We start from the raw sequence: 24169 nt of genomic DNA on the forward strand, positions 1-24169 counted from the left end.
CCGTCGATTATACATCAACATCATTTTCAATAAAACAGAAAATCCATTCTAATAATTTGAACATGCATGCAAAAATACTTAGCCCGGATATTTCATAAATTGCTGCGATGATCGCGCCGAACCTTGTGGCACTAAGGAATTTGGCGATTGAGTGCCGTACTGGTGTGTACGGTCGATTGAACCAAACTTTCTTAGTGCCGCAAGGGGCAAGCGATGGCGCATGCAAATTTATGAAATATCCGGGTTAGAGAACGAGTTCAGCCATGAAGAAGCCTGCCACCACAGAGAAACTGACTGACATTAAACCAGGTAACATAAAACTATGGTTCAAAACATATCGACCAATCCGTGTGGTTCCCGTTCGGTCAAAATCAATCGAGGCAATGATCGGGCCGTAATTAGGTACAAAAAAGTACCCGTTTACTGCGGGAAACATAGCAATCAAAGACGCTGCCGGTAACCCAAGAGCAATGCCCAGAGGCATAAGTGTACCGGTGGTAGCGCCCTGACTGTTGACCATGACAGAAAGGACAAACAGGGCAACAGCAAAAGCCCACGGAAAACGACTGACAAGATCACCGATACCGGATTTCAGCATCACTTCATGAGCCCCAAAGAAGGTATCACCCAACCAGGCTATACCAAAAATAGCAATTACCGCCCTCATGCCAGCAATGAAGACATCACCCTGAGTCACCTTGAGCACCTCTATCTGGCAAAACATCACCATTAGGGCCCCTGAAGTGAGCATGATGATCTCGATGGTATGAGCCATTCCCATGGGCCCCTGATCAAAGGCCGGCCTCAAAGAAGGAAATGCTCCCAGAACCACCACTGACAGAGCTGCCAGCAGGAAAAGAACGACTGAGAGCCTGGCTCCGGGCTTGATGTTTCTCGCTACTGTGTTGAAAGAGGGCTCAAGCTTTTCTCTGTACTCAGGATCTTCAAGCTTTTTCTGATAGAGAGGATCGTCTTCTAATTCCTTGCCTATTTTATTGGTGATCAGTGCCGCCAGAGACAGACCAACAATCGTTGACGGGATGGTTACGCTTAAAATATCAGTTAACTGAATACCCAGAGGCGCAAGAAACCCCAGCAAAGCGACTGTTGCAGCAGCGATAGGGCTGCCTACGATAGCTATCTGAGAAGCAATAACAGCCATTGAAAGAGGCCTTTCAGGCCGTACACCTGTTCGATGAGCCACTTCTGCAATCACAGGAAGGACCGAATAAGCCACATGGCCAGTACCGGCAAAAAGGGTGAAAATATAAGTCACCAGAGGTGCTACAAAAGTGATACGTCGGGGATTTTTTCGAAGCATCTTCTCAGCAATCTGAACCAGATAATCCAGACCACCAGCAGCCTGCATACAGGCAGCTGCAGAAACTACCGCTACGATCATCAACATGACATCAATGGGAGGACTGGTAGGCTGCAGGCCAAAAACAAAGCTCAGAATGGCCAGCCCGACCCCCCCCATGAGTCCCAGCCCAATACCACCCATTCTTGCACCAATAAGGATACAGGCCAGGACGACCAGAAATTGTAGAAAGAACATATCCACCTTTTTACCGTAAAAATGTTGTCATCACCTTTACTTCATCGAGGGTGAGGCAAAAATATTTATTTCGTTCATGGCTTATTGATGCGTCATCCGCTGACCGGTAGCAGGAGAGATTTTCTTCACTTCAAGATTAAAGTGATGTTTCCTTCGCTTTATGACAGGCCATTTCTGAACATTAATGAATGTATAGGCTGATGCTTAATTATCCAGTATATTGTTGTTCAGCCTTAACAAAACGCTGCTGATTTGAGACCACCCAGCTGTTTTTTTTATTAGCTCCTAGCGTTCAGTGCTTTAAGCAGGTAACAGACGCGTTCAACTTTTATCTATCACCCACTCACTATGGCATAACTATTCTCATGCAAGGCCAGAACTTATTTCATGCTGAGCCGGGCTCTTCCGGCCAGTCGGACAGTCAGCGCCCCCTGACCGTAACAGAACTGAATAGCCAGACCCGCAGAATGCTGGAAACCCGGTTCGGTAATGTCAGGGTTGAAGGTGAGCTTTCCGGTCTTGCCAAACCCGGTTCCGGACACTGGTATTTCACCCTGAAGGATTCCGGTGCCCAGATTCGCTGCGCCATGTTTAAAAATCGTAATCGCAGCATTCGCTTCGTTCCGGCAGAAGGTATGCAGTTAATTGTCCGGGGACGGGTCAGCCTCTATGAGGGTCGAGGCGACTATCAGCTGATCGTGGATCACATGGAAGAAGGGGGTGCCGGCGCTCTTCAACGAGCTTTTGAAGCGCTCAAACTGAAACTGGCCACCGAAGGCCTGTTCAATGCAGAGCGGAAAAGACCCCTACCCACCCTGCCTTCTCACATTGGTGTAGTGACATCCCCCACAGGCGCTGCCATCCGGGACATTCTTGCAGTCTTGAAAAGACGATTCCCCTCCATACCGGTCACCGTTATTCCCAGTGCAGTCCAGGGCAAAGAAGCGGCCAACGAATTGGTTCAGGGTATTGAGAGAGCCAATAACAGCGGTCTTTTTGACGTTCTTATCGTTGGTCGAGGCGGTGGTTCACTGGAAGACCTCTGGCCTTTCAATGAAGAAAAAGTGGCAAGAGCCATTGCGGCCTCAGAAATCCCCATTGTCAGTGCTGTTGGTCATGAAATTGATTTCACAATTGCCGACTTTGTGGCCGATTACAGGGCGCCTACTCCATCGGCAGCAGCAGAAGTGCTCAGCCCTGATCAACAGGAAACTCTCAATAGACTCAGTCTACTGAACCGTAAACTGCAAGCCTTGATGAAACATCGCTTGCAAGTCCTGTCTCAAACTCTCGACAACACCACCCTGCGCCTTCGGCACCCGGGAGAACGTCTGAGAGAACACAACCAGCGGCTTGAAGATTTAGAGATTCGTTTGCAGCAATCCATGACCATCGCCCTGCAGGCCAATACTGCAAAATACGAGCGACTGGGTGACAGACTCACTCTTTCCTCACCCGCCAGACGTATAGAGCGGATGCAAGGACAGCTGAACCTGTTGCAAAACCAGCTGAACTCCAGCATACAACACCTTGTAAAACAAAAAGAAAGCCACCTCAAGCAGCTCTCAGGAATGCTGGATACTGTCAGCCCACTTGCCACCCTATCACGGGGTTACAGCATTGTAGCCAGAGGAGATGAGTTCATTCGGGATGCCAGCCAGCTGACCGAAGGCGAGCAAGTCACTGCACGATTCAGTCAAGGTTCGGCAGACTGCAACGTCACCCACATTCACAAAGATTGATTAATCAGGTTTGAAGTGGATTGCCAACCAGACAGAATCCCTGTCAGGGTCAGTCCACTCCACCCGATGCCTCTGATGAGCTGGGATATGAAGATAATCTCCAGGATTAAGATCCAGAAGTGCTTCCTTACCTTCAATCCTGAACTGCGCTGTTCCGGTTAACAGCACAACCCACTCATCCCACTCCTGGTCATACCACTCGCCCGCTGGGGTAATATGACCTCGGGAGACAATCCTTTCCATTTTAAATTGCTGACCCGAATGCAAATCCTCAAAGATCTCATTGGGAAGATCCCCTGGAATGTCCTGAAAAAGGTTTTTCATCACCCACTCCTTCCCAGCTTTATAATCGCGCTCAAACAGTCATTGTGTCATAGACATTAACAGTCAGGCACTTTTCTTCAGGCAAAAAAAAGCAGCCAAACTTCATGACTGCAAAGAGTGGGAAGACGGTTTATTTATCGAATTTGCAATTCCTGCCTGAGTTCCAATGGATCCGCCTCAGACAGCAAATTCTGGATCATTTCAGCTTCTGTCATTCCATAAAAACTCTCTCCCAGTAACACCTCTGAAAGGTCAACAAGTCTATCTCCTCCAACTTTTTCAAGTTCCTCCGTGAGAGACTTATGAGTCACTGCAAAGTCTTCAGCTGGCAGAGTTTCAACTTCTGTCACGTTACTGGTGGCCCTGCCAAGAAAGCTATACTCAGTATCTGATGACATACGCCCCCTGGTAAACTTGCCTCGTTGGTTGACTTCTCTAGGTTCAGACAAATCAGTTCTATCAGGTTCTTCAGTGACAACATTCCAGCCATCATCGAGAGTAGTCCCATCATCGGGAGCAGACCTGCCTTGGGCACCTTCTAATTCAGAAAGACGCTCAGCCAGAGCTATTTCCAACTGCTCTAATTCATCCAGGAATATTTTTTGATAAACGAATGTCCTATCAGAAAGTAAAGTGAACTCCATTTTTTGCGTATCCGTCATTTTGAGGGACTCCTGGACTTCCTTTGCTTCAGACCCCGAGCCTCGATAACCATCAATTTTACCCTTGGATTCTTTAGGCAACTTTTTCAATGCACTAAGCTCAGCACGAATAGCTCCTACACTGTTCCATGAGTCGAGATTGTCCAGTTTCTCTTTCAATTCGTGATGCTTCTCTACATGCCAGTCATAAGAACCTTTATAAATGTCAGTCAGTTTTCTTACATCAGCGTGTTTATCTGCGTGATAGAGCGAAAGGTCTACCTCATAACTTTCAGGTTCGGTCTTCTGAAAGGCCTGAAAAGCCTTTGCAGTTCTTTCTCTATACTGATCTCTGAGCTGCTCACATTCACCAAGCTCATCCGCAAATAAATCGACCAACTCTTCATCACTGACCTGGTCAGAATCAACGGTTGCCCTGATAGACTTCACATAAATGTCAGACTCCTGGGAGGATTGATTAATACTCGTAGCCAGCCCAGCTAATAACTGATCGTATTTCAGAGCCTCTTCACTAGCACCCAAACCTTTAAGCGCAAGTCGGTGCTTACTGAGCGGTGCACCTTCAGCATGAGAAAGGGCTGTTTCCCACTTTGTGAGCAAGTTCTTGAGGTTCACACCAACTCGCTCTTTCTGCTCGTACATTTTGAGTAAACCCAGAGTTTTCTCATCAGCCACATACCACCCCGACTTTCCCATTTGAGCTCTTTTGCTACCCGGAGCCCGAGTGGCCGCATTGAAACTCTGAATAGCTCCTTCACTTTGTAAGCGCTTATGCACGCCCCCTCCGTTGTAGACTTTTCTTGAATGTTTGGGCGTTCCAGCCTGTAAAGGAGGCAACTCCTTGAGACCTTCATTCACATCATCCGTATAACTGATGTCAAAATGCTCACAAGTCCAGACATCATTTTTTCTGACCAGCTGTACCTGCATTTTCAAAATACCGTTACCCGGCAATTTCTTACCTTTGGTATCACTGGGATCAACGAAAGCATTGTACTTATTAGTCGCAACTACCTGCATTCTGTCAAAACCTTGCTTGATGAAGCGAACATCAGAACCAGCCTGAGTGCCTACCCCCTGCTGAAAGGTAGGCTGCTTAGGCAGCATGGGATACAATTTATTAACGAGTTCATTCATCGCCCCCTGATGCGAGAACGTCTTGAAAACAGCCTTACTGGCATCCGATGTATCCATACAGCTTGCAAATTGGTTTTCGAGAACCTCTTTACGCTTTTTCAATGCATCTTGACCAGCCTCTGAAGATCCGGGCTGTGTTTTAAGAAGCCTCGAATCAAACAAAACCCCGGTGTGCTGTGAAGACTGCACCTCTTGCTCCGAACTCTCTTCAAACGTCACCAACATTCTGTTTGCATCCTGGATGACAGATTTCTCATCCGTCTCAAGTTCTTTCTTAACCGTTGGATCCGGACTTTGCTTCTGCTTCGCTTCCAGCAATGAAACTGCGGTAGTATCTGCAAGACTACTAACCTCTTCAGACGACAAAGGTCTTCCTTTTGATGCAGTTTTCACCGAAACGGACAGAGATTGAAAACCTGATCCATAACCTTCAGGAAGCTCAACAACTTTGGTTTGCTCCGGTATCCCATTCCACCCTTTAAGCTCTGCAGAACCAAACCCTTTGGCGACATTGGCAACAAAATGCTTTATCGACTCATTGGACACACCCGTCCTTTCAAACAGCTGCCTTAGCTCTTGAGGATCAGAAGTTTTTAAGGAAGCTGCCAACTTTTTGGTAAAAGCTTCGGTTACTTCAAGACGTTTTTTTGTCTGCTGCTTCACAACAGAACCCTTGTCTAATCCAAGCTTCTTGACAGCAGTATCCGATACCTTGGTTTGGGCTTGCAGAATTTTCATTTCAGCAGCCAGCACAGGGTCCAACCCCTGATGCTCCCACATAGACAGCATTTCTGTTGTTTTTACTGAACTGACTAACAAGTCGACTACTTTATATCTGGTCTCAGGACTCGCAGGTCGGCCCAATAAGTAGCCCGCCTGATCCTGAATAGATTGGCCAATATCTGAAGCAGAAGAGTCTGCAGTTGATAGCCTCGACAAAATTGAGCGCTCAGGAACACTTGAGCTTCTTTGATGGGCTGATGGGAGTTTTGTCTCGGTACTGTTGAGTTTGCCAACATTGTTGCTTAACCACTTTCCTTTAAGCTGTTTTTCTTCTGGAAGAGGTGTAGCGCCAGATAATCCAGTGACACCACCGGATTCAAAATTCAGACCGCCTGGGTTGCTCATTGTCCAACTCCTTATGAGTAATCATCCTATTGATCGATTAATGCACTCAACTGCTAATAGTTTTGTGTTTATAGGGTTCATTCTAGAAGTGGCTAGAAACCATCCGCCAACAACTCAGATCGATTTTTGTCTACCAGGTGACATTGTTAATGCCGATTTGAGATGACCCGCTTGCAACGATGTTTTTGACCCGTCTTCACCCATTTAGTTCCGTTTCTCAGGAAACCAAGTGCCTAAACCGCGCCCAGTTAGAAAACCGAAGTTTGATTGATCTGTTCAGGGCGGGCTTTAGAATAGGTGGATAGCGCAATTACGACTTGCCAAGTTCGGTATTATGAGTAAGTACCCAACCAATTGCTTTCGCATATTTTGACGGCAGCTTTTTCCAGCCTTCTGCGTTCCAACTCTGGTTACGTAGCTTTTGGTTACATAGCTTTTGGTTACATAGCTTTTGGTTACGTAGCTTTTGGTTACATAGCTTTTGGTTACATAGCTTTTGGTTACATAGCTAAGGCTACGCGCCCGCCGTTGTACCCGAGGGCATAAACGCCTTGAAGGCTGAAAAAATCTACTCGTCAAAATATAGCGAAGCAACTGGCCGGGTACTCAAGGCACAAAAAAGCCCCGAGACAGCTTATCTTTGTGTCGGGGCTTTTTATCGGATCAAGCAGAAAATCTATCGGCGAGATTTCTGCTTCTTCTTTTTATCGTCTTTCTTTTTGCCTTTCAGCTCAATCACTCGGCGCTTGTGAGTCACCTTACGCTCACCGCCCGGGTTCTTCTTATGCACCGCCTTACGTTCTGCATAAGGATTCTCTGAAGATCGGAACTCGATACGAATCGGCGTCCCCATGATCTTGAGTACCTTCCTGAACGTATTTTCCAGATAACGCTTATAGGCAGAAGGGACTTCGTTTGTCTGATTACCATGGATGATGATAGTAGGAGGATTCATGGCACCCGCATGACAGTATCTCAGCTTGATACGACGATTACGGACCATGGGCGGCTGATGAATCTTGGTGGCATCTTCAAGAATACGAGTCAGCTGATTGGTTGAGAGCTTTCGAGTCGCACATTCATAGGCTTCATCAATAGACTCATAAAGATGCCCAACATTCGTTCCGTGCTTGGCAGAGATCATATGAATACGGGCAAAGTTAATGAACTCAAGCCTTCTGCCAAGCTCTTCCTTCACCTTTTTGCGCTCTTCTTCTTTCATGCCATCCCATTTATTAATGGCAATTACAACAGCACGCCCGGCTTCAAGCACAAAGCCCAGCAGGTGCAGATCCTGTTCTACAATTCCTTCACGGGCATCAACGACCAGCACCACCACATTAGCGTCTTCAACCGCCTGCAGGGTTTTAATCACCGAGAACTTCTCGGCCACTTCATGCACTTTTCCACGACGGCGAACGCCTGCCGTATCGATCAAAGTATAATCCTGACCCCAGCGCTCATAAGGAATGTAGACACTGTCACGGGTTGTGCCAGCCTGATCGTAAACTATGACACGCTCTTCACCCAGTAGACGGTTGACCAGTGTCGACTTTCCTACATTGGGTCGTCCGACAATACCAATCTTGATCCCTCTGGCCTTGTCTTCTTCTGACTCATCTTCTTCGAGTTCATCAGTCTCAGGCCCCATTACTTCTTCGAGCACGCCTTCGATCATGCCCTTAACGCCACGGCCATGAACCGCTGCAATATGGAAAGCCTCACCAAAACCAAGAACAGCAAAGTCCGCTTCGGCCTGATCAGCATCAACCGTGTCGGTCTTGTTAAGGACCAGATGATACTGCTTATTCTGCTTACGCAGATGATCAGCAATCATTTCGTCGGCTGCGGTCAACCCAGCCCTGGCATCCACCAGAAACAGGACAACATCCGCCTCCCGAATAGCGGCCAGAGATTGCTCGGCCATAGCCGAATCTATCCCTTCTTCATCACCACTGATACCGCCAGTATCGACAACGATATAGGGTCTGGAGCCCATCCTGCCTTCACCGTACTTACGATCACGGGTCAGGCCGGCCACATTGGCAACCAGAGCATCTCGAGAGCGAGTCAATCGATTAAACAGAGTGGACTTGCCGACATTGGGACGCCCCACCAGGGCAATTACAGGAACCATACACTTCATTCCACAGGGGCTATTGGATACCCCCAAAACTTTAGCCAGTGACTGACAAACTGCCGTTTCAGAGGGAGCAGTGTGTCACGAAATCTGCTGAACACAAGCCTTCCGGCTTCGCTTCCTGCAAATTCCTAGCATTCTAATAACAGAAAAAGGGCTGAACCCTGAGGTTCAGCCCGGCTTTATTCATTTGCCAAACTAATGGTTTAATTCAGCAATTTACTTTTGTTTCAGCGCTGTCAATGTACCGTTAGCGCTCAGTACATAAAGGAAATCCCCTGCTACCACAGGTGGAGCCTTGATTGCAGATGAGCCAGCTTTAAATCGGCCTGCCATGCCACCATCAACCTGAGACAACAGATGTATATATCCATCGAGATCGCCAACAGCCACATAGCTGCTATACGTTGCCGGAGCCGTCAAAAGACGATATTCCAGCTGATCCTGACGCCAGCTCACAGCCCCACTGCGTTGATCCAGAGAACTGACATAACTGCTGTCATCGGTCAGATACAGTGATCCAAAACCTTCTGCAATGGATTTATAGCTGGATAACTCACGAGTCCAGCGAACCCTACCGCTGTACATATCCAGAGCAGCTGCATTGCCCTGGAAACTGACCATAAAGAGATTGTCACCTACGATCAGTGGCTCAGCCTTGATGTCGACCATTCTTTCCAGCTCAGAAGAACCTTTTGGAATGGAAACACGACTATTCCAGATAGGGGTACCATCGGTCATTCTGAACGCTTTGGCTTCACCATTAGAAAGCCCTACAAAGACTGCTTCACCTTCTATACGGGGCGTACTCGACCCCCTCAGTGTCAGCGCTGGCTGCAGGTTTTCCTGATTCCAGAGTTCTTTGCCTGTTTTAGCATTCAAAGCCGTAATGGTATCGTCAATACTCTGAACCAGAACAACGCGACCATTGGTTTGCGGAGAAGAAATCACTTCACTGCTGACTCTGGTTTTCCAGAGTTCACTGCCATCTTCTTCCTTCAAGGCAATAACATGTCCATCCAGCGTTCCCAGAAGCAGCATTCCTGAGTCAGCAGTAATACCACCACCAACCGGTAATTCCAGAGTTTTCTTCCAGATTTCCTTGCCAGTCTCGCGGTTCAGGGCAACGACATTACCCTGAGCACCTGCAGCGTAAATCACGTCACCTGATACAGACGGCACCAGTCGCTCGTAGCTGTCTTCAACCCCTTTGCCGATGCCTTTAGACCAGACCTCTTTCAGTTCAACATCCGGTTTAAACTCGGCCAGAGGTTTTGGCTTGCGGACTTCTTCCTCGTCACCGGAAAACAAGCTACAGGAAGCCAGCCCCAGTGCCAGAAAAACGATCAGCAGTGATCTGATTATCCTCTCCATCCATTAGCCCTCTTTTACGTTAGCTGCCAGATCGTCCAGTTTGAACTGCAGCAGAGGCCGGGACTCTCCGTTGGTACGGGCAGCGTCCAGTGCCTTTTCATAGGATTCACGTGCTTTGTCTTTCTGACCCATTGCCAGGTAAGCGTCGCCACGAACAGATTCAACCGTTGCTACAAAACCTGCATCTGACTTGGCCTTAGCCAGGACATCCAGAGCAGCCTGAGCATTATCGTCAGACTGACTCAACATGACTCTAGCCAGTCGAGTACGAGCCAATAATTCAACTTCCTGGTCTGGTTTCTGATCCAGCACCCATTCCAGAGAAGATCTGGCACCGTCGAGATCATTATCCAGCACTTGCTCACGAGCATGAAACAACGTAGCAAAGGCTGCATACTGAGAGCTCTCATAATCAGACTGCAGAGTTTCCACAACGTGTTTGACCGTGGATTTCTGCTGTTCTGAAAGTGGCTGCCCCTGAGCTGTCTGGGTAGCTTCCAGAAGACTCTGGTAAAGCTGTGATGAAACAGCCGCTGTTTCCAGCTGATTCTTCTGATAAGCCTTGTAACCAAAAATAGCTACGACCGTGATAGCGACACCAGCAATCACGGGCTTACCGTATTCCTGCCAGAGGTTTTTGAGCAGTTCTACTTCTTCTTCATCTGAGCGACTCACTCTTTACTCCTGAATTCGCTTTTTCAAAAATTCAATCACAGCAGGAATGTCCATATTTTCCTGCTCACCTTCTGTTAAGAGAGGCTTAACGGATACCGACTGACCAGCCAGCTCATCTTCTCCAATGATGAAGGCATAATCAGCTCCGCTGTTAAAGGCCCTTTTCATCTGACCTTTAAAGCCTCCGCCGCAATTCACTTGAATGCGCACACCTGGAACACCAGTTCTTATTTGCTCGATCATGGGCAAAGCTTTACCACTGACACCATCACCACGGGTAACCACGGCAATATCCACAGTTTTTTGAACCGACTCAGGAATCAAATTCAGCGTTTCCAGCATCAGCACCAAACGCTCCAGTCCCATGGCAAATCCAACGGCGGGGGTCGGCTTGCCACCCAGCATCTCAACCAGGGCATCGTATCGTCCGCCACCGCAGACGGTCCCTTGTGCGCCAAGACTGTCAGTTATCCATTCAAACACGGTTCGACTGTAGTAATCCAGCCCACGAACCAGACGTGGATTTACTACATACGAAATTCCGGCAGCATCAAGAATACTTTTCAATGTTTCAAAATGCTCGGCAGATTCGGCATCCAGATAATCCTGCAATACCGGCGCATCCATGACAATTTCCTGGGTCCGCTTGTCCTTGCTATCGAGAATTCTCAGAGGGTTGACGCTCAGTCGATTGCGACTGTCTTCATCAAGCTCCTGCTCAAAGCGGGTCAGATACTCAAGTAATGCTTCACGATAATTCTTGCGAGCTTCCAGAGTACCCAACGTATTGAGTTCCAGACGAACATGCTCATGGATACCCAACTCTTTCCAGAGTCTGGCGGTCAGCAAAATCAGCTCTGCATCAATATCAGGACCGGCCATGCCAAAGGTCTCAACACTGAACTGATGAAACTGGCGATAACGGCCTTTCTGTGGACGCTCATAACGGAACATCTGTCCCATGGTCCACAGTCTTTGAGTCTGGTTATAGAGCAGGCCATGCTGGATACCAGCACGAACACAACCCGCAGTTCCTTCAGGACGCAGCGACAGGCTCTCGCCATTTCGATCCTCGAAGGTATACATTTCCTTATCTACGATATCCGTACCCGCACCAATTCCGCGACTGAACAGCGGGCTGGGCTCAACGACAGGCATCCTGATTTCACGATAACTGTAGGTTGCCATCAGGTTACGGAGTCTGGATTCCAGATACTGCCAGGCAAGACTTTGTTCTGGCAGGATGTCGTTCATCCCGCGAATGGCTTGAAGTTGCTTTGCCAAGTTCTGACGTCCTCTAATCCTCTAAATCGCCGTTGGTGAAGAGATAATAATGGCAGATAATGCTGGAAGTCTGTTGATCAACCAACAAAATTGCTCAAAAATGGTTTTTTCCAACGACAAAAGCGCCAACTATAACTTTTCCGAAGCCATGAGTATATGGCCGATAGACCTGCCTCACGGGATGGTCAGCAATTTAGTTTTGAATCAGCCGGCATCGAGCACCAGGCTGACTACCTTTCGGCCCGGCTCAGGTGCCTTGACTGCAACAACCCTGCCATCAAATTTAAGGCCTGAAACCCCGTTGACATTACCAAACCGGACCTGAACAGACGAAGGCACGTCCAACTTCAAGTTAGAGCCGGCTCTCTGAACATCGGCATAGAGTGAGTTACCACTCATGTCTTTAATTTGGACCCAGCAGTCTTCAGCAAACTGAATGGCCAAACTGACCAGAGAGTTGTCTAATTCGGGGAGTGATTCCGCATTATTCAGAACAACAGCAGCGGTCATCTCAGGTTCAGCTTCCAATGAATCCGCCAAACCAGGCTCTTCTGCCTCTTCTGACATGGAATCAACCTGTGATTCAGGTTCTGATTCCAGTTCTGGATCCGTCACCTCGACATCAGAGTCATCAAAATCAATTTGAGCAGGTAACAGCTCTTCATCAGAAACCTCTACAGGTTCAACAGGCTCAATCACTGCAGGAGCCTGCTCATGGGAGGTCACTTCCGACTCTGAAGTCGAGCGCTTGTCAGCGTTCCACCCATAATAACTGCCAGCGCCCACCAGGATAACGGTCAGTAGAGAAGCCCCCCAAGCCAGGACAGAAGACATGGGTCGGCGATTGGTTACCGGAGCACCGGCTTTCAGGTGAGGCGTGTCGACACCACTTTGACCGGTATAACGATCAAAATGTTCCACCAGCTCATTGCTATCCTGTTCAAGAACTCGAGCATAGCCCCTGACATAACCCCGGGCAAAAACCACTCCCGGCAACTTCTCAAAATCATTGCCCTCTATCGCCAGTATGTAAGATTCTGGCACCTTCAGACGATCAGCTGCCTCCTCTACCGAAAGACCTGCTTTCAGCCTCGCAGACTGCAGAACCTGACCTGGAGAGGCTTTGGCAGCCATCCCGAGACCTTCCTGATTATTTTGCTCATCAGTACTCATAACTGCCTCTACTCCGCACTCCCTCTCCAGCGGAAGAAGGGAATAAACGCCCTAATTGCAAAGAATAACTGGCTGCAGCGTCTTTATCGCCATTAATTCTGGCCAAGCGAATCCCCAGTTTAAGGGATCGTTCATTCTGACGGGAAAGGAGAGTAAAGACCTGATAGGACTGCCAGGCTTCACGGAACCTGCCTTGCTCCTCAAGTATCGCTGCTAATTCCAGACTTGCACGGGGTAAATTACTGTTCAGTTTCAGAGCTTTGCCAAAATGCTCTGCTGCCAGAGATGACCGGCCCTGTCTTAACGCCACCAGACCAAGGTTCTCATAAGCTCGACTGCGGCTGTTATAACGCACGTCATCAGCCGCTTTCTCAAATTCACGATAGGCTTCGGTCAGACGATTCTGACTGAATAGAAAGACACCGAAGTTATTATGTATTTCGGAAGAGTCAGGGTTCAGGGACAGGGCTTTTTTGAAGGATTCTTCTGCCAGACTGGCTTCACCCTGGAGCTGGTAGACCAGTCCCAGCATGCCGTAGGCATCTGAAGATCGGGGCTGAATTTCCAGCGCCCGGTTGATAGGCTTAACCGCTTTTTCGGTCAACCCCTGTTGAACATATCCCCTGGCCAGCTCCAGGTAGCTACGGACAGCTTCATCTTCATTGACAGGCTCAGGCCCACCGGTTGTCACACAGCCACTCAGGATGATACTGAACAAAACTGCACTGATTCTCAGTTTTGCGATCATGCTTCTCCCCATCATTAATCGTATTGAATCATCTGGCACTTTTATACTTGAAAAATGCCACGCCAGCAGTTCACTTGCCAGTACGTCTCTAAGCTACCCGCCCACGGGTGACATTTTAGCGATTGGTAACGGAATATTACTTAAGTTTTATCCTGATCCCAGAAGTTTCACCGAGAAAAAAAGTTCACTCAGGGTTTCAGACACTTCAGTGCTCGCATTTTCGCGACAACTTTACCATCTTATGTGAACCGGGATAGCCAAGGCCACTTAATTCTGACCCTGACTTGATTTCCAGTGGCAAATACTGGTTTTCACTCAGCTTGCATTCAGCTCTCGAGCCGCAATGTAACGCTCACTTCTTCGTGTTTTATCTGCCACCTGACCTACCAGCTGACCGCAGGCTGCATCAATATCATCACCGCGAGTCTTGCGCACTGTTACGTTAAAGCCAGCTTCCTGTAGCTGTTCCTGAAAACGACGCACTGCATTATTGCTTGGACGCTCATAACCAGAATGCGGGAACGGGTTAAAGGGAATCAGATTAATTTTACAGGGAACATCCTTCAACAACTGAGTCAGTTCGCTTGCATGTTCAGGCTGATCATTCACCCCAGCCAACATTGTATATTCAATGGTTACAACGCGTTTATCAGGAAGGCCACTCATGTACTGGTCAATCGCGTCCAACAAGGCTGCAAGAGGATACTTGCGATTGATGGGCACCAGAACATTTCTCAATTCGTCATTGGGTGCATGAAGAGAAACGGCCAGTGACACATCCGTTACTTCACCCAACTTAAGCAGAGCCGGAACAACACCCGAAGTACTCAATGTCACCCTGCGCTTGGATAGACCATAACCCAGGTCATCCATCATCAGGTTCATAGAGTCGACGACATTATCAAAGTTCATCAGGGGCTCGCCCATACCCATCATCACCACGTTGGTGATAGCACGATCTTTTTTGGCGGGGACATTATTAAAATGGCGTGCAGCAATCCAGACCTGACCGATAATTTCTGCAACGGTGAGATCGGAATTAAAACCTTGTTTACCCGTAGAACAGAAACTGCAATCCAGTGAACAACCGGCCTGGGAAGAAACACAGAGTGTGCCACGCTTTCCGTCTGGAATATAAACAGTCTCAACGCAGCTACCGCTGGCAACGCGTACAACCCACTTACAGGTGCCATCTTCAGAAAACTGGCTGCTGACGACTTCAGGACCACGAATTTCAGCGACCTCTTTCAGCTTCTGCTTCAGAGTTTTGCTGATATTGGTCATTTCATCAAAGTCATCTACGCCAAAGTGATGAATCCACTTGAGCATCTGCTCAGCACGAAATTTCTTTTCACCAATGCTGAGAAAAAAATCCACCATCTTGCTGCGGGACAAATCCATCAGATTAATGGCTGTGTTCTGAACCTCACCGGTCTCAGCGCTTACGGTGATCAATTCTGACATTCTTAATACCTCAAAAAGCCATGAGCGTTATAGATCGCTCAACAGCCATGGGGCGGAAATGCATTGTTTCTCGACAAGGAAAGGAATGCACACCTGAAATGGCTGTATTTCCACTAACTCTCATGAGCGACTGAACAATGAGTCGTTATTCATGGAGTAATGAAAATTATTCACGATAAAAAATATGAGCGCCATTAAACCACATTAGCCACGGCATTTTCATAGATAAAAATACAGGGCATACGCCTGAACCCTGAATTCAGGGTCCAGGACGTATGCCCCGTTATGCCATTATCTGGTGCGAGAACAAACGTCCGCTTCTTCAAAGAAGTAGGACACTTCTCTAGCAGCAGAAGTCGGGGAATCCGAACCATGCACAGCATTTTCATCAATAGTCTGAGCAAAATCTGCACGGATAGTTCCGGCAGCCGCTTCAGCAGGATTGGTTGCCCCCATCAGCTCACGGTGATGAGCTACGGCGTTTTCGCCTTCCAGTACAGATACAACGACTGGACCCGAAGTCATGAAAGCCACCAGATCATTAAAGAAAGGACGCTCTTTATGCTCAGCATAAAAACCTTCAGCTTTCTCTTTACTCAGGTGAGCCATGCGGGTTCCGACAACCTTCAGGCCGGCTTTTTCAAAGCGGCTGAAAATTTCGCCAATTACATTTTTAGCTACAGCGTCAGGCTTAATAATTGACAAAGTGCGCTCAACGGCCATTACACTCTCCAAACGTTCTTGTTTTGACCCCAAAAGGGTCAAGTTTATAATTCAATGCGCTACCTCCAGTCATTGGGGGAGCTTGGGCCGCATTGTAAACGATCACTATCCCAGTGTCAGTCTTATCCGAACAAAATAAGACAAGATAAAACTTATCGCTCCTATCAGGAATCAATATACTCCTTCTGAAGCCTATCCAGCGGATTAAGAAAAACACGTCCACGACCTATGACAAAGTCTGCTGTATTCTTGCTTTTCTCTTCAAGATCATCCTGATAACTGGCCATCTGCTCAGGCGTTGCTCCGGCAGCCAGCCGCTCTGTGAATTCCTGATCATGCAGGATATGCTCACGAGCTCCGGTCAGGCCACTGTAGCGCATGAAATGGGGGCTGCAGTTAGCATCTCCGGCAGCAGTTACATAAACTCTGCTGCCACTCTGCTCATTTCTGACAATATTCTGCTGCAATCGGTGTTGCGAAACGCCGAAGGTGGCAGCGAACTTTCTATCAATGTGCCTTTCTGTTGCCCCTGTCCAGGCATTCAGATCGTATTTACCCGCAACTGCCTGGAACCAGCCCATCCGCATCGCAGTCAGAACTTCCTTTACCTGAGCTCTATCAACATTCTGTGCTTCCAGATATTGACTCATCTCTCTCAGAGAGTCCTGTAAAACAGTGGGTATCTCCATACCGATATAGATCAGCTTCCTGTTTTCAAAACAGCGAGACTGGTAAGCACGCTCTTGTCCCTGTAATGCAAGAAGCTTCCCATCAAGCTCGTCGAGTTTACGCCCCAGTTCACGAGCAACATCGGCTGTAACGGTTTGATTGCGCTGAAAACCTCTCAGTTGCTCCCTCATCTGGGAAATCGCTGACCCTTTAAAACCCCTATCCACCACAAGCATCTGGCGAAAGTCCAGGAAAGAACCAAACTGGTTATCTCTCATGTCTTCTCCCTTCCAGGTACAGACTCCGTACTGCCCTTCTTCAGTCACCGTCTCTGCAATCAGATACCGCTTTCGTGTAGGACTGGATTTACCGCCTGCACAAATCACCAGATCCACATCATCAAACTCTACAGGGGTATTGGTATTCAACTTATGAGCAACAGCTCTATAACCGCGCCCATCCTCGGGCCCCTTAATTTCACGAAGCTCACATTGCGCAGTCAGATCCAGATGACTACGGGCTCCGTTCAACGCTTCAACTTTACCGAGCTCTCTCTGCATGGCTTTTTCAAGCTCAAAGGTGACAATCTCACCAAAACCATCCTCCCGGATGATACCTTTCCCCTCCACTCTTGAAGGGTGAGCAGGATCAGTAAAGAGTTGATCAAACTCTTCCCCCATATAAAAGCGCAGCATATCCATCCACTTGGGATTCAGTCTGACCACCTGAACCCGGTCATACTGTAAGTTTCGCTTCTCAACAACCTGAACCTTTGCTCCTGCTTGGTACTGACATATTGCGGACATCATGCCGGTCGGGCCTGCGCCTTCAATGACTACATTCGGAAAATTCTTATGCTTATTATGCTGCTCTACCAGCCACTGCCTTTGTGCTCGAAAAATGGCCGGGCTTTTCAGAAACTTGATGCGCTCCAGCTTAAGAAAAGCTTCATGGTCATCTCTCGACGGCCAGTAATCCGGGGATTTCAGCACTTCTAGATCCCAACGCCTTCCCATACCCAGATCAATATCCAGCATCAGCTTTCTGGCTTCTATCACGGTTTTAACCACGTCTTCAGGTGGCACTGACCCCTGACTTACAGCCTTTTCCAACCGGGTGAGATCCAGACGCAACAACTGATCTTTCAGTTTTCGATAGGCAGGGCTACTGTGACAGAAATCCCGGACTTCAAACTCAAGGTTCGCTTTTAGTCTGCTGGGGCTTAAAGCCAGCTCCTCGCCGTTAATATCTGTTCTTTTAACATCCAGCCAATCAAGGACCCCAGCTTTTTCCAGCAGATCCAGAAATAACAAATGATCAGGATTCACTAGATCACGGGTATGACCGTGGATTGAGTCACTGTTGACCAGTCCGTTGTTCAGGATGTGGGTTAAAAATCGTTGCAACATACCGTGCCGAAGTGCAGGATCTGAACGCATACTTTGAATAAGTTGCACAGCATGATCAGTTGAGAGCGCTTTAAAGAGATCCAGAATCACTTCTTGCTCAACACTTCGAAAAACATCTGCAAAACCATCTCCCTGACGAGTCTGGGTAAAGTGAGTTCGCAATTCCTCTATAAAACCCCTGGCAGAACCCACCCCTCTTTCATCAATAGGGTAATGAAAAGTCACCCCGGAATAGGCTTTGAATAGTTCTTGACCTCGGCTAAAGAAACATCCGGAATTTTCCTCCTTAGCTTTTCCATCTCCACATCCATCAGACGTAACTTTGCTAACCGATCGCACAGCCTCTTCAATTCAACTCGTTGAACAGGCTGCAAACCTGTACCACGATACAAAACATTAAAAACGCCCTTTGCTAAATCAGGATCATTCAATTGTTCAGATACTCGCCTCTCAATACCTGCAGCGATATCGAATCGAATTCTCGAGCGCTGCTCCAGAGGATAGGTACTTACTGTTTGAGCCAAAACCTCACACCAGCCCTGCTCATGACCAGTTTCTCCACTACTGAGGTGCTGAACAATCAGATCAGACTGACTTTGAACTATCTGGCTGATATTAATAGCCTGACCTCTGGGAGCAGAAGCTACTGGCGGACAGGCTTCAAGCTCTTTATTTTTGGTCCGATTTCAGCATCCAGTAACTCCAGTCTGGCTATCAGAGGGGTCAGGCCACCCTGAATACGCTCATTGGCCCTCTCTAGTTTTTGAAGGTGATCGGCCTTTATCACATCCATGATAAAGACCTTCTGAGCGGACGTTGTGTGGCTGCGCTCGATCAATTTCTTGATTCTGGCAGCAGCATCCCGTGACACCGTAGCAAGGTATGCTCCTCTTAATCCCTGCATTGAGGCATTATCTGTTACGCCATTAATGTACTGAGCAATACCTTCCAGGCAACTATCTGCATCACGATCTATGACTCGGACTTCCGGAAGAGGAATGGGCGCCACGGCCAGGTCTGGCAGAACATTCAGCATGCGATTGATCAATCTTAACTTCAGATTACTTTGAGCCAGCACACCCCCCTCTTCCTGACCCGCTCCTACTTTCTCATCCCTAAGCCTTTCATAAAGCTTCTTGAGCTCAGCTCTAATGGCTTCAGGATTCGCGGATCGATTGACCATATCCTCAATACGCTCAACCAACTTTTTCTGGTTGTACTCCATGAGTTTGAAGGTCGACCTTAAACCCTCATCAACCCCCTCATCAACCCCCTCATCAACCCCCTCATCATTAATATCCTTTGGCTCGCGATTGAACTGATCAAGACCGTTCAAGCTGGATTTCACAAAGATCTCGATATCACTCATGAGCTGGTGTGTTCTACCCCACTCACTGTCGAGCAGAACTTTTAACTGATCCGCCATGGCTCCCGGAGTTGTACCCGCAAGCTGCCTCGGCAAAGCACCTCGCAGCGACACGAACCTGTCACGAACATTAAACTGCTCCACTTCCTCAGTGCAGCGATTGAACACAGCAGAGGCATTAGCCTTTGTGACTTCCGTCACCGGTGACTGAGACACCACATAACTCAAGTAATATCCTAATCCACTCTCAGGCTGCTGAGTGCTATCAACCACTTCTCCGGTTTCAGCTACGCCAATTTCAGCCTCATGCTCACGCCTCTGTTGCAGAGCCTGCGTCCGGGTATAAAGATCCCTCAATACAATAAAATCCGAATTCATGGCTTGCTCCCAGCTGCCGAATCTAATTTCCTTTGTGATACTTTCGCCTTATTTCTCTAAATATTTACTCTCTCTTCACAACTCAACAAAAAAGAGGGACTACCCGTGATTTCCCTTGCATAGAGGCTGCGCGTGAGATTATCGTAGGCTGTTTAATTGGGCAAAACGACCGTTATTAACCGATTAAAGGTAAGCGGAGCATCAGAAAACGCTCACTGCACCTTTCGGGAACACTCGTATTTATTCAGTCAGGTCATCTATAAACTATGAAGTTAGTGATCTTTGGTGCATCAGGACGAACAGGTGTTCAACTGGTTAAACAGGCACTGGATCAGGGACACGAAGTAACTGCCTTCGTTCGCAAAACAACCAGCCTGCAAATCACTCACGCCAGGCTGGCTAAAGTGGCGGGGGACGTTCTAAACATCAACGATGTTGAGTCCGCCATTCAAGGCCAGGATGCCATTCTGAGTGCTCTGGGTGCACCACCCAAAGATCAGAGCATGCTTAGAAAAAAAGGCACAGAGTGCATCATCAACGCCATGAACAATACCGGGGTCAAACGCCTGATCAGCCTCTCAACGCTCGGCTTCGGAGAAACAAGAGACATTCTGCCCTTTTTCCTGAAGTATTTTATTTTTCCGGTTATTTTGAGACACGCCACTCAGGATCACGCTGAACAGGAAGCTCTTATCAAAGACAGCTCACTGGATTGGACCATTGTACGTCCGGGGAATTTAATAGAAGGCAACAAAACGGGTGTGTACAAGCACGGCTTCTCTAATCACGAAAAACCCATACAGCTCAAAATTTCCAGAGCCGACGTAGCAGACTTCATGCTCAAACAGTTGAGCGACTTGAATTACCTGCATAAAGCACCAGGCATTTCTTACTGATTAACGCGGGGAAATATTAATAACCGATCTTTTAAGAAATCTTTAAAGCAAAGAAGGATCAATGGTTGCAAGCTGACACTCATTGATCCTGACAAGGCTGATCACTCTACCTCTTCAATCCAGGCAGCCTGGATTGCTTCCAGAAGCTTTTCGCCACAACGCTCCGGATCATCATCAAAATCTTCCAGGGCAACAACCCACCCTCTCAGATCAACAAAGTTAATAAATTTTGGATCAACATTTGGATGTGCATCTGCCAGCTCAGCGGCAATGTCATAGATGTCTGTCCACCTCATAGCCTTCGTTCCTTATAAATGATGATCAACACAGTGGATAAAGAGAAAGAGACTCATAAGAGCCTCTTTACTGTGAACACAACAGGGTCAGTGCTTTTCTGAAACCTGATTAATGGTATACCTGGGAATCTCTACCACCAGATTTTCTTCGGCAACCACCGCCTGACAGCTCAAACGGGATTCGGGTTCCAAGCCCCAGGCTCTATCCAGCAGGTCTTCTTCCAGCTCGTCGGCCTCACCCATACTGTCAAAGCCTTCACGGACAACCACATGGCAAGTGGTACAGGCACAGGACTTTTCGCAGGCATGCTCAATTTCAATGCCATGGGCCAGAGCCGCGTCACATACGGTTACGCCTGGCTCAGCTTCAATCACAGCCCCTTCAGGACAGATTTCATCGTGGGGCAGAAATACGATCTGTGGCATGTTCAGGACTCCTTGAATTCGTCAATCTTATGGCCCGAGAGCGCTTTTTGAATACCCGAATTCATTCGACGGGCAGCAAACTCATCACTGGCCTTGCTGATACGTTCAATCTCCAGCTTGATTGCCTCTGCATCACCTGAACGCTTAACAACACCCAGGTTTTCAAGGTCAGCCACCAGCCGGTTAAATTCATCTTCACTCAGCAGCTCACGTCCGTCTGCTTTAAGTGCTGTAGCCAGCGCATCTGCCAGACGATCAGCCTCTACTTCCTGCTCCCGCAGCTTTCTGGCATCACGATCTTCTTCTGCACTGGTCATGGACTCTTTCAGCATACGAGCAATTTCGTCATCGGTCAGACCGTATGAAGGCTTGACCTGTACACTGCTTTTAACACCGGTAGCGACTTCCTGGGCTGACACATCCAGCAAACCATCCGCATCAACCTGGAATGTCACCCGAATCTTGGCAGCACCGGCTGGCAGAGGTGGAATACCTCTCAATTCGAACCGAGCCAGAGAACGGTTATCACTCACCAGCTCCCGCTCTCCCTGAAGCACCTGAATGGCCATAGCAGTCTGACCATCCTTATAGGTAGTAAACTCCTGGGCTCTACTGACAGGGATTGTAGTATTTCGGTGGATGACTTTTTCCATCAGCCCACCCATGGTCTCCAACCCCAACGACAGCGGAATGACATCCAGGAGCAGTATTTCTTCTGCAGACTTGTTCCCTGCAAGAACATTGGCCTGCTGAGCAGCACCCATTGCGACCACTCGATCCGGATCAATAGACGTCAGAGGTTTCTTACCAATGTATTCAGCTACTGTCTCACGAACTAAAGGCACGCGGGTGGAGCCGCCTACCATAACCACTTCATGAATCTCAGCAGCCTTGATACCAGCATCACGCAGAGCACGCTTGAATGCCCTGACAGTTCTGGAAACGAGAGGCTTCACTAATTCGTTGAACTGATCACGAGACAACTCACCCTGCCAGCCATCAAAAGCAACATTTACACGCTCAGCATCGGTCAGAGCTTCTTTAGCTCTGCATGCTTCAAGCATGACGGCTCTGTGACTGCCACTATCAAGGTCAGTCTCTGATACTGATGCATTTTCCAGAATCCATCGAGCAACGACTTTATCAAAATCATCGCCACCCAGCGCTGTATCACCGCCAGTGGCCATGACTTCAAACACGCCTTTTTGCAATCTGAGCACAGAGATATCAAATGTTCCGCCACCCAGATCATAAACCGCTATTACGCCCTCAGCCCCTTCGTCCAGGCCATAGGCTACAGCCGCTGCTGTTGGCTCATTCAAAAGACGATAGACGTTCAGTCCAGCAAGCTTAGCGGCATCTTTGGTTGCCTGACGCTGAGCATCATCAAAATAGGCAGGCACAGTAATAACAGCGCCGTCCAACTCACCACCCAGGCTTTCTCCAGCACGTGCAGCCAAAGCCCTGAGAATCTCTGCAGACACTTCAACAGGACTGACAACACCACGACGGGTTTCAATCAGAGGCATACTGCTTTCTGACTGAATAAAGCGGTAAGGCATGACCTCACCCAGGGTATTTATATCTTCCAGACCACGTCCCATCAACCGCTTAACAGAGACAATGGTATTGAGTGAGTCATCTATCATGTGAGGCTTTGCTGCCAACCCCACCTCTACTCCCTGCTCCGCATAACGAACAACAGAAGGCAGGATATGCTTGCTATCATGATCAGGCAGTGTTTCTACAGAACCGGACCGGACGGTCGCCACCAGGGAATTGGTCGTCCCCAGGTCAATCCCTACTGCGCGCTTTTGCTGATGAGGTTCCGGAGCCAGCCCGGGTTCAGATATCTGAAGAAGTGCCATATTCGATTCTCAATCATCCAGGAGCTCGGATTCCAGCTGTTCCAGTTCGGCGGACAGCTTCACCATGAATTGCATTTTTTGTACGACAGCCGCAGCCTTCCCCAGAGAAGCTTCATCACCCTGCTGCCAGAATGATGCAAAATCATTCTGATAATCAGCCACGGATTGATCGACCTGAGCCATCAATCGATCCAGTTCAGACTCCGGGTCCTGATGCTCACGAATGTCACTGACTGCTTCTCTCAGCTCCATTTGCTCCATCAGGAAGACCGTATCCATGACCGTGTTATTTTCCAGATCAACGGGATGTCCTGCCAGTTCCAGCAGGTAAAGGGAACGCTTGAGCGGCGACTTGAGAGTTTCCAGCCCTTCATTAACATAGGCTGCATACTGAACCGCCAACCTCTGCTGACGCTCACCCTCTCCTGCAAACCGGTCAGGATGAACCGATTTCTGCAACTCGCGATATCGCTCAGATAATAACGCTTGATCTACCTGGAATTCGACAGGTAACTGAAACAGTTCGAAAAAGTTCTTAGTTAAATCAACCACGATACCGGACATTCCGAATGGGTGAAGGCCGGAACAAGGTTGCCACTAGAAGCCTGTCGGACTTAAGACTATTTCGGCCTGAATTCCAGAAAGAACGGCCCAATTATTCGATGAATTCGATTAAATAGGTCAACTATTCTCACGAATCCATCGAATAATTCGACACGTTCTACTGAA

The 24169-nt window shown here is 48.2% G+C and carries 20 protein-coding genes; 2 read left to right on the top strand and 18 right to left on the bottom strand.

Going from position 1 to position 24169, the window contains the following annotated elements:
- Positions 1-244: 244 nt before the first annotated feature.
- Positions 245-1558: an anaerobic C4-dicarboxylate transporter family protein gene (locus tag ACR2PX_RS06675; RefSeq protein ID WP_433998582.1), complete on the bottom strand. Its 1314-nt coding sequence runs from the start codon at positions 1556-1558 to the stop codon at positions 245-247.
- A gap of 365 nt (positions 1559-1923) precedes the next feature.
- Here ACR2PX_RS06675 and xseA point away from each other — a divergent pair, with 365 nt between their 5' ends.
- Positions 1924-3300, top strand: a complete 1377-nt coding sequence (xseA, locus tag ACR2PX_RS06680; RefSeq protein ID WP_433998583.1) for an exodeoxyribonuclease VII large subunit — start codon at positions 1924-1926, stop codon at positions 3298-3300.
- Here the strand turns inward: xseA and ACR2PX_RS06685 are convergent, their stop codons facing one another.
- The 13 genes from ACR2PX_RS06685 to ACR2PX_RS06745 form a co-directional block, all read right to left on the bottom strand.
- On the bottom strand, positions 3301-3624 hold the full coding sequence (locus tag ACR2PX_RS06685; RefSeq protein ID WP_433998584.1) for a cupin domain-containing protein: 324 nt from the start codon (positions 3622-3624) through the stop codon (positions 3301-3303).
- Between the two features lie 134 nt (positions 3625-3758).
- Positions 3759-6551 (bottom strand): hypothetical protein, encoded by a 2793-nt coding sequence (locus tag ACR2PX_RS06690; protein ID WP_433998585.1) that lies wholly within the window; start codon positions 6549-6551, stop codon positions 3759-3761.
- Between the two features lie 676 nt (positions 6552-7227).
- Positions 7228-8688, bottom strand: coding sequence for a ribosome biogenesis GTPase Der (der, locus tag ACR2PX_RS06695; RefSeq protein WP_433998586.1), 1461 nt, complete (start codon positions 8686-8688; stop codon positions 7228-7230).
- Positions 8689-8910: 222 nt separating this feature from the next.
- Positions 8911-10065, bottom strand: coding sequence for an outer membrane protein assembly factor BamB (gene bamB / locus ACR2PX_RS06700; protein WP_433998587.1), 1155 nt, complete (start codon positions 10063-10065; stop codon positions 8911-8913).
- A gap of 3 nt (positions 10066-10068) precedes the next feature.
- Positions 10069-10740: a YfgM family protein gene (locus ACR2PX_RS06705; protein WP_433998588.1), complete on the bottom strand. Its 672-nt coding sequence runs from the start codon at positions 10738-10740 to the stop codon at positions 10069-10071.
- 3 nt (positions 10741-10743) lie between these two features.
- Positions 10744-12024 (bottom strand): histidine--tRNA ligase, encoded by a 1281-nt coding sequence (gene hisS / locus ACR2PX_RS06710; RefSeq protein ID WP_433998589.1) that lies wholly within the window; start codon positions 12022-12024, stop codon positions 10744-10746.
- A gap of 204 nt (positions 12025-12228) precedes the next feature.
- On the bottom strand, positions 12229-13197 hold the full coding sequence (locus ACR2PX_RS06715) for a helix-turn-helix domain-containing protein (RefSeq protein ID WP_433998590.1): 969 nt from the start codon (positions 13195-13197) through the stop codon (positions 12229-12231).
- Entirely contained in the window at positions 13187-13945 is a 759-nt protein-coding gene (pilW, locus tag ACR2PX_RS06720; RefSeq protein WP_433998591.1) for a type IV pilus biogenesis/stability protein PilW, read from the bottom strand. Before pilW ends, ACR2PX_RS06715 begins: the two co-directional genes overlap by 11 nt.
- Before the next feature lie 315 nt (positions 13946-14260).
- Positions 14261-15409 (bottom strand): 23S rRNA (adenine(2503)-C(2))-methyltransferase RlmN, encoded by a 1149-nt coding sequence (rlmN, locus tag ACR2PX_RS06725; protein ID WP_433998592.1) that lies wholly within the window; start codon positions 15407-15409, stop codon positions 14261-14263.
- A 291-nt stretch (positions 15410-15700) separates the two neighbouring features.
- On the bottom strand, positions 15701-16132 hold the full coding sequence (ndk, locus tag ACR2PX_RS06730; protein ID WP_433998593.1) for a nucleoside-diphosphate kinase: 432 nt from the start codon (positions 16130-16132) through the stop codon (positions 15701-15703).
- 164 nt (positions 16133-16296) lie between these two features.
- Positions 16297-18435, bottom strand: coding sequence for an FAD-dependent monooxygenase (locus ACR2PX_RS06735; protein ID WP_433998594.1), 2139 nt, complete (start codon positions 18433-18435; stop codon positions 16297-16299).
- Complete coding sequence (locus tag ACR2PX_RS06740) at positions 18432-18734, bottom strand: hypothetical protein (protein ID WP_433998595.1); 303 nt, start codon at positions 18732-18734, stop codon at positions 18432-18434. The genes ACR2PX_RS06735 and ACR2PX_RS06740 overlap by 4 nt, the downstream gene beginning before the upstream one ends.
- Positions 18735-18853: 119 nt before the next feature.
- Entirely contained in the window at positions 18854-19954 is a 1101-nt protein-coding gene (locus tag ACR2PX_RS06745) for a hypothetical protein (RefSeq protein ID WP_433998596.1), read from the bottom strand.
- 266 nt (positions 19955-20220) lie between these two features.
- Between ACR2PX_RS06745 and ACR2PX_RS06750 the strand changes: the two genes are divergently transcribed.
- A complete protein-coding gene (locus ACR2PX_RS06750; RefSeq protein ID WP_433998597.1) occupies positions 20221-20850 on the top strand; it encodes an NAD(P)-dependent oxidoreductase in 630 nt (209 codons plus the stop codon).
- Between the two features lie 101 nt (positions 20851-20951).
- Here ACR2PX_RS06750 and iscX read toward each other — a convergent pair whose 3' ends face one another.
- The 4 genes from iscX to hscB form a co-directional block, all read right to left on the bottom strand.
- The gene (iscX, locus tag ACR2PX_RS06755) at positions 20952-21146 is read right to left on the bottom strand and encodes a Fe-S cluster assembly protein IscX (protein ID WP_433998598.1); all 195 of its coding nucleotides are present in this window, start codon (positions 21144-21146) and stop codon (positions 20952-20954) included.
- An 87-nt stretch (positions 21147-21233) separates the two neighbouring features.
- Complete coding sequence (gene fdx, locus ACR2PX_RS06760) at positions 21234-21572, bottom strand: ISC system 2Fe-2S type ferredoxin (protein WP_433998599.1); 339 nt, start codon at positions 21570-21572, stop codon at positions 21234-21236.
- Positions 21573-21574: 2 nt separating this feature from the next.
- Positions 21575-23440, bottom strand: coding sequence for a Fe-S protein assembly chaperone HscA (hscA, locus tag ACR2PX_RS06765; protein WP_433998600.1), 1866 nt, complete (start codon positions 23438-23440; stop codon positions 21575-21577).
- Between the two features lie 9 nt (positions 23441-23449).
- Positions 23450-23992 (bottom strand): Fe-S protein assembly co-chaperone HscB, encoded by a 543-nt coding sequence (gene hscB / locus ACR2PX_RS06770; protein ID WP_433998601.1) that lies wholly within the window; start codon positions 23990-23992, stop codon positions 23450-23452.
- Positions 23993-24169: the final 177 nt, after the last annotated feature.

The sequence above is a fragment of the Endozoicomonas sp. genome (assembly GCF_051008435.1).
Taxonomy (GTDB): Bacteria; Pseudomonadota; Gammaproteobacteria; order Pseudomonadales; family Endozoicomonadaceae; genus Endozoicomonas_A.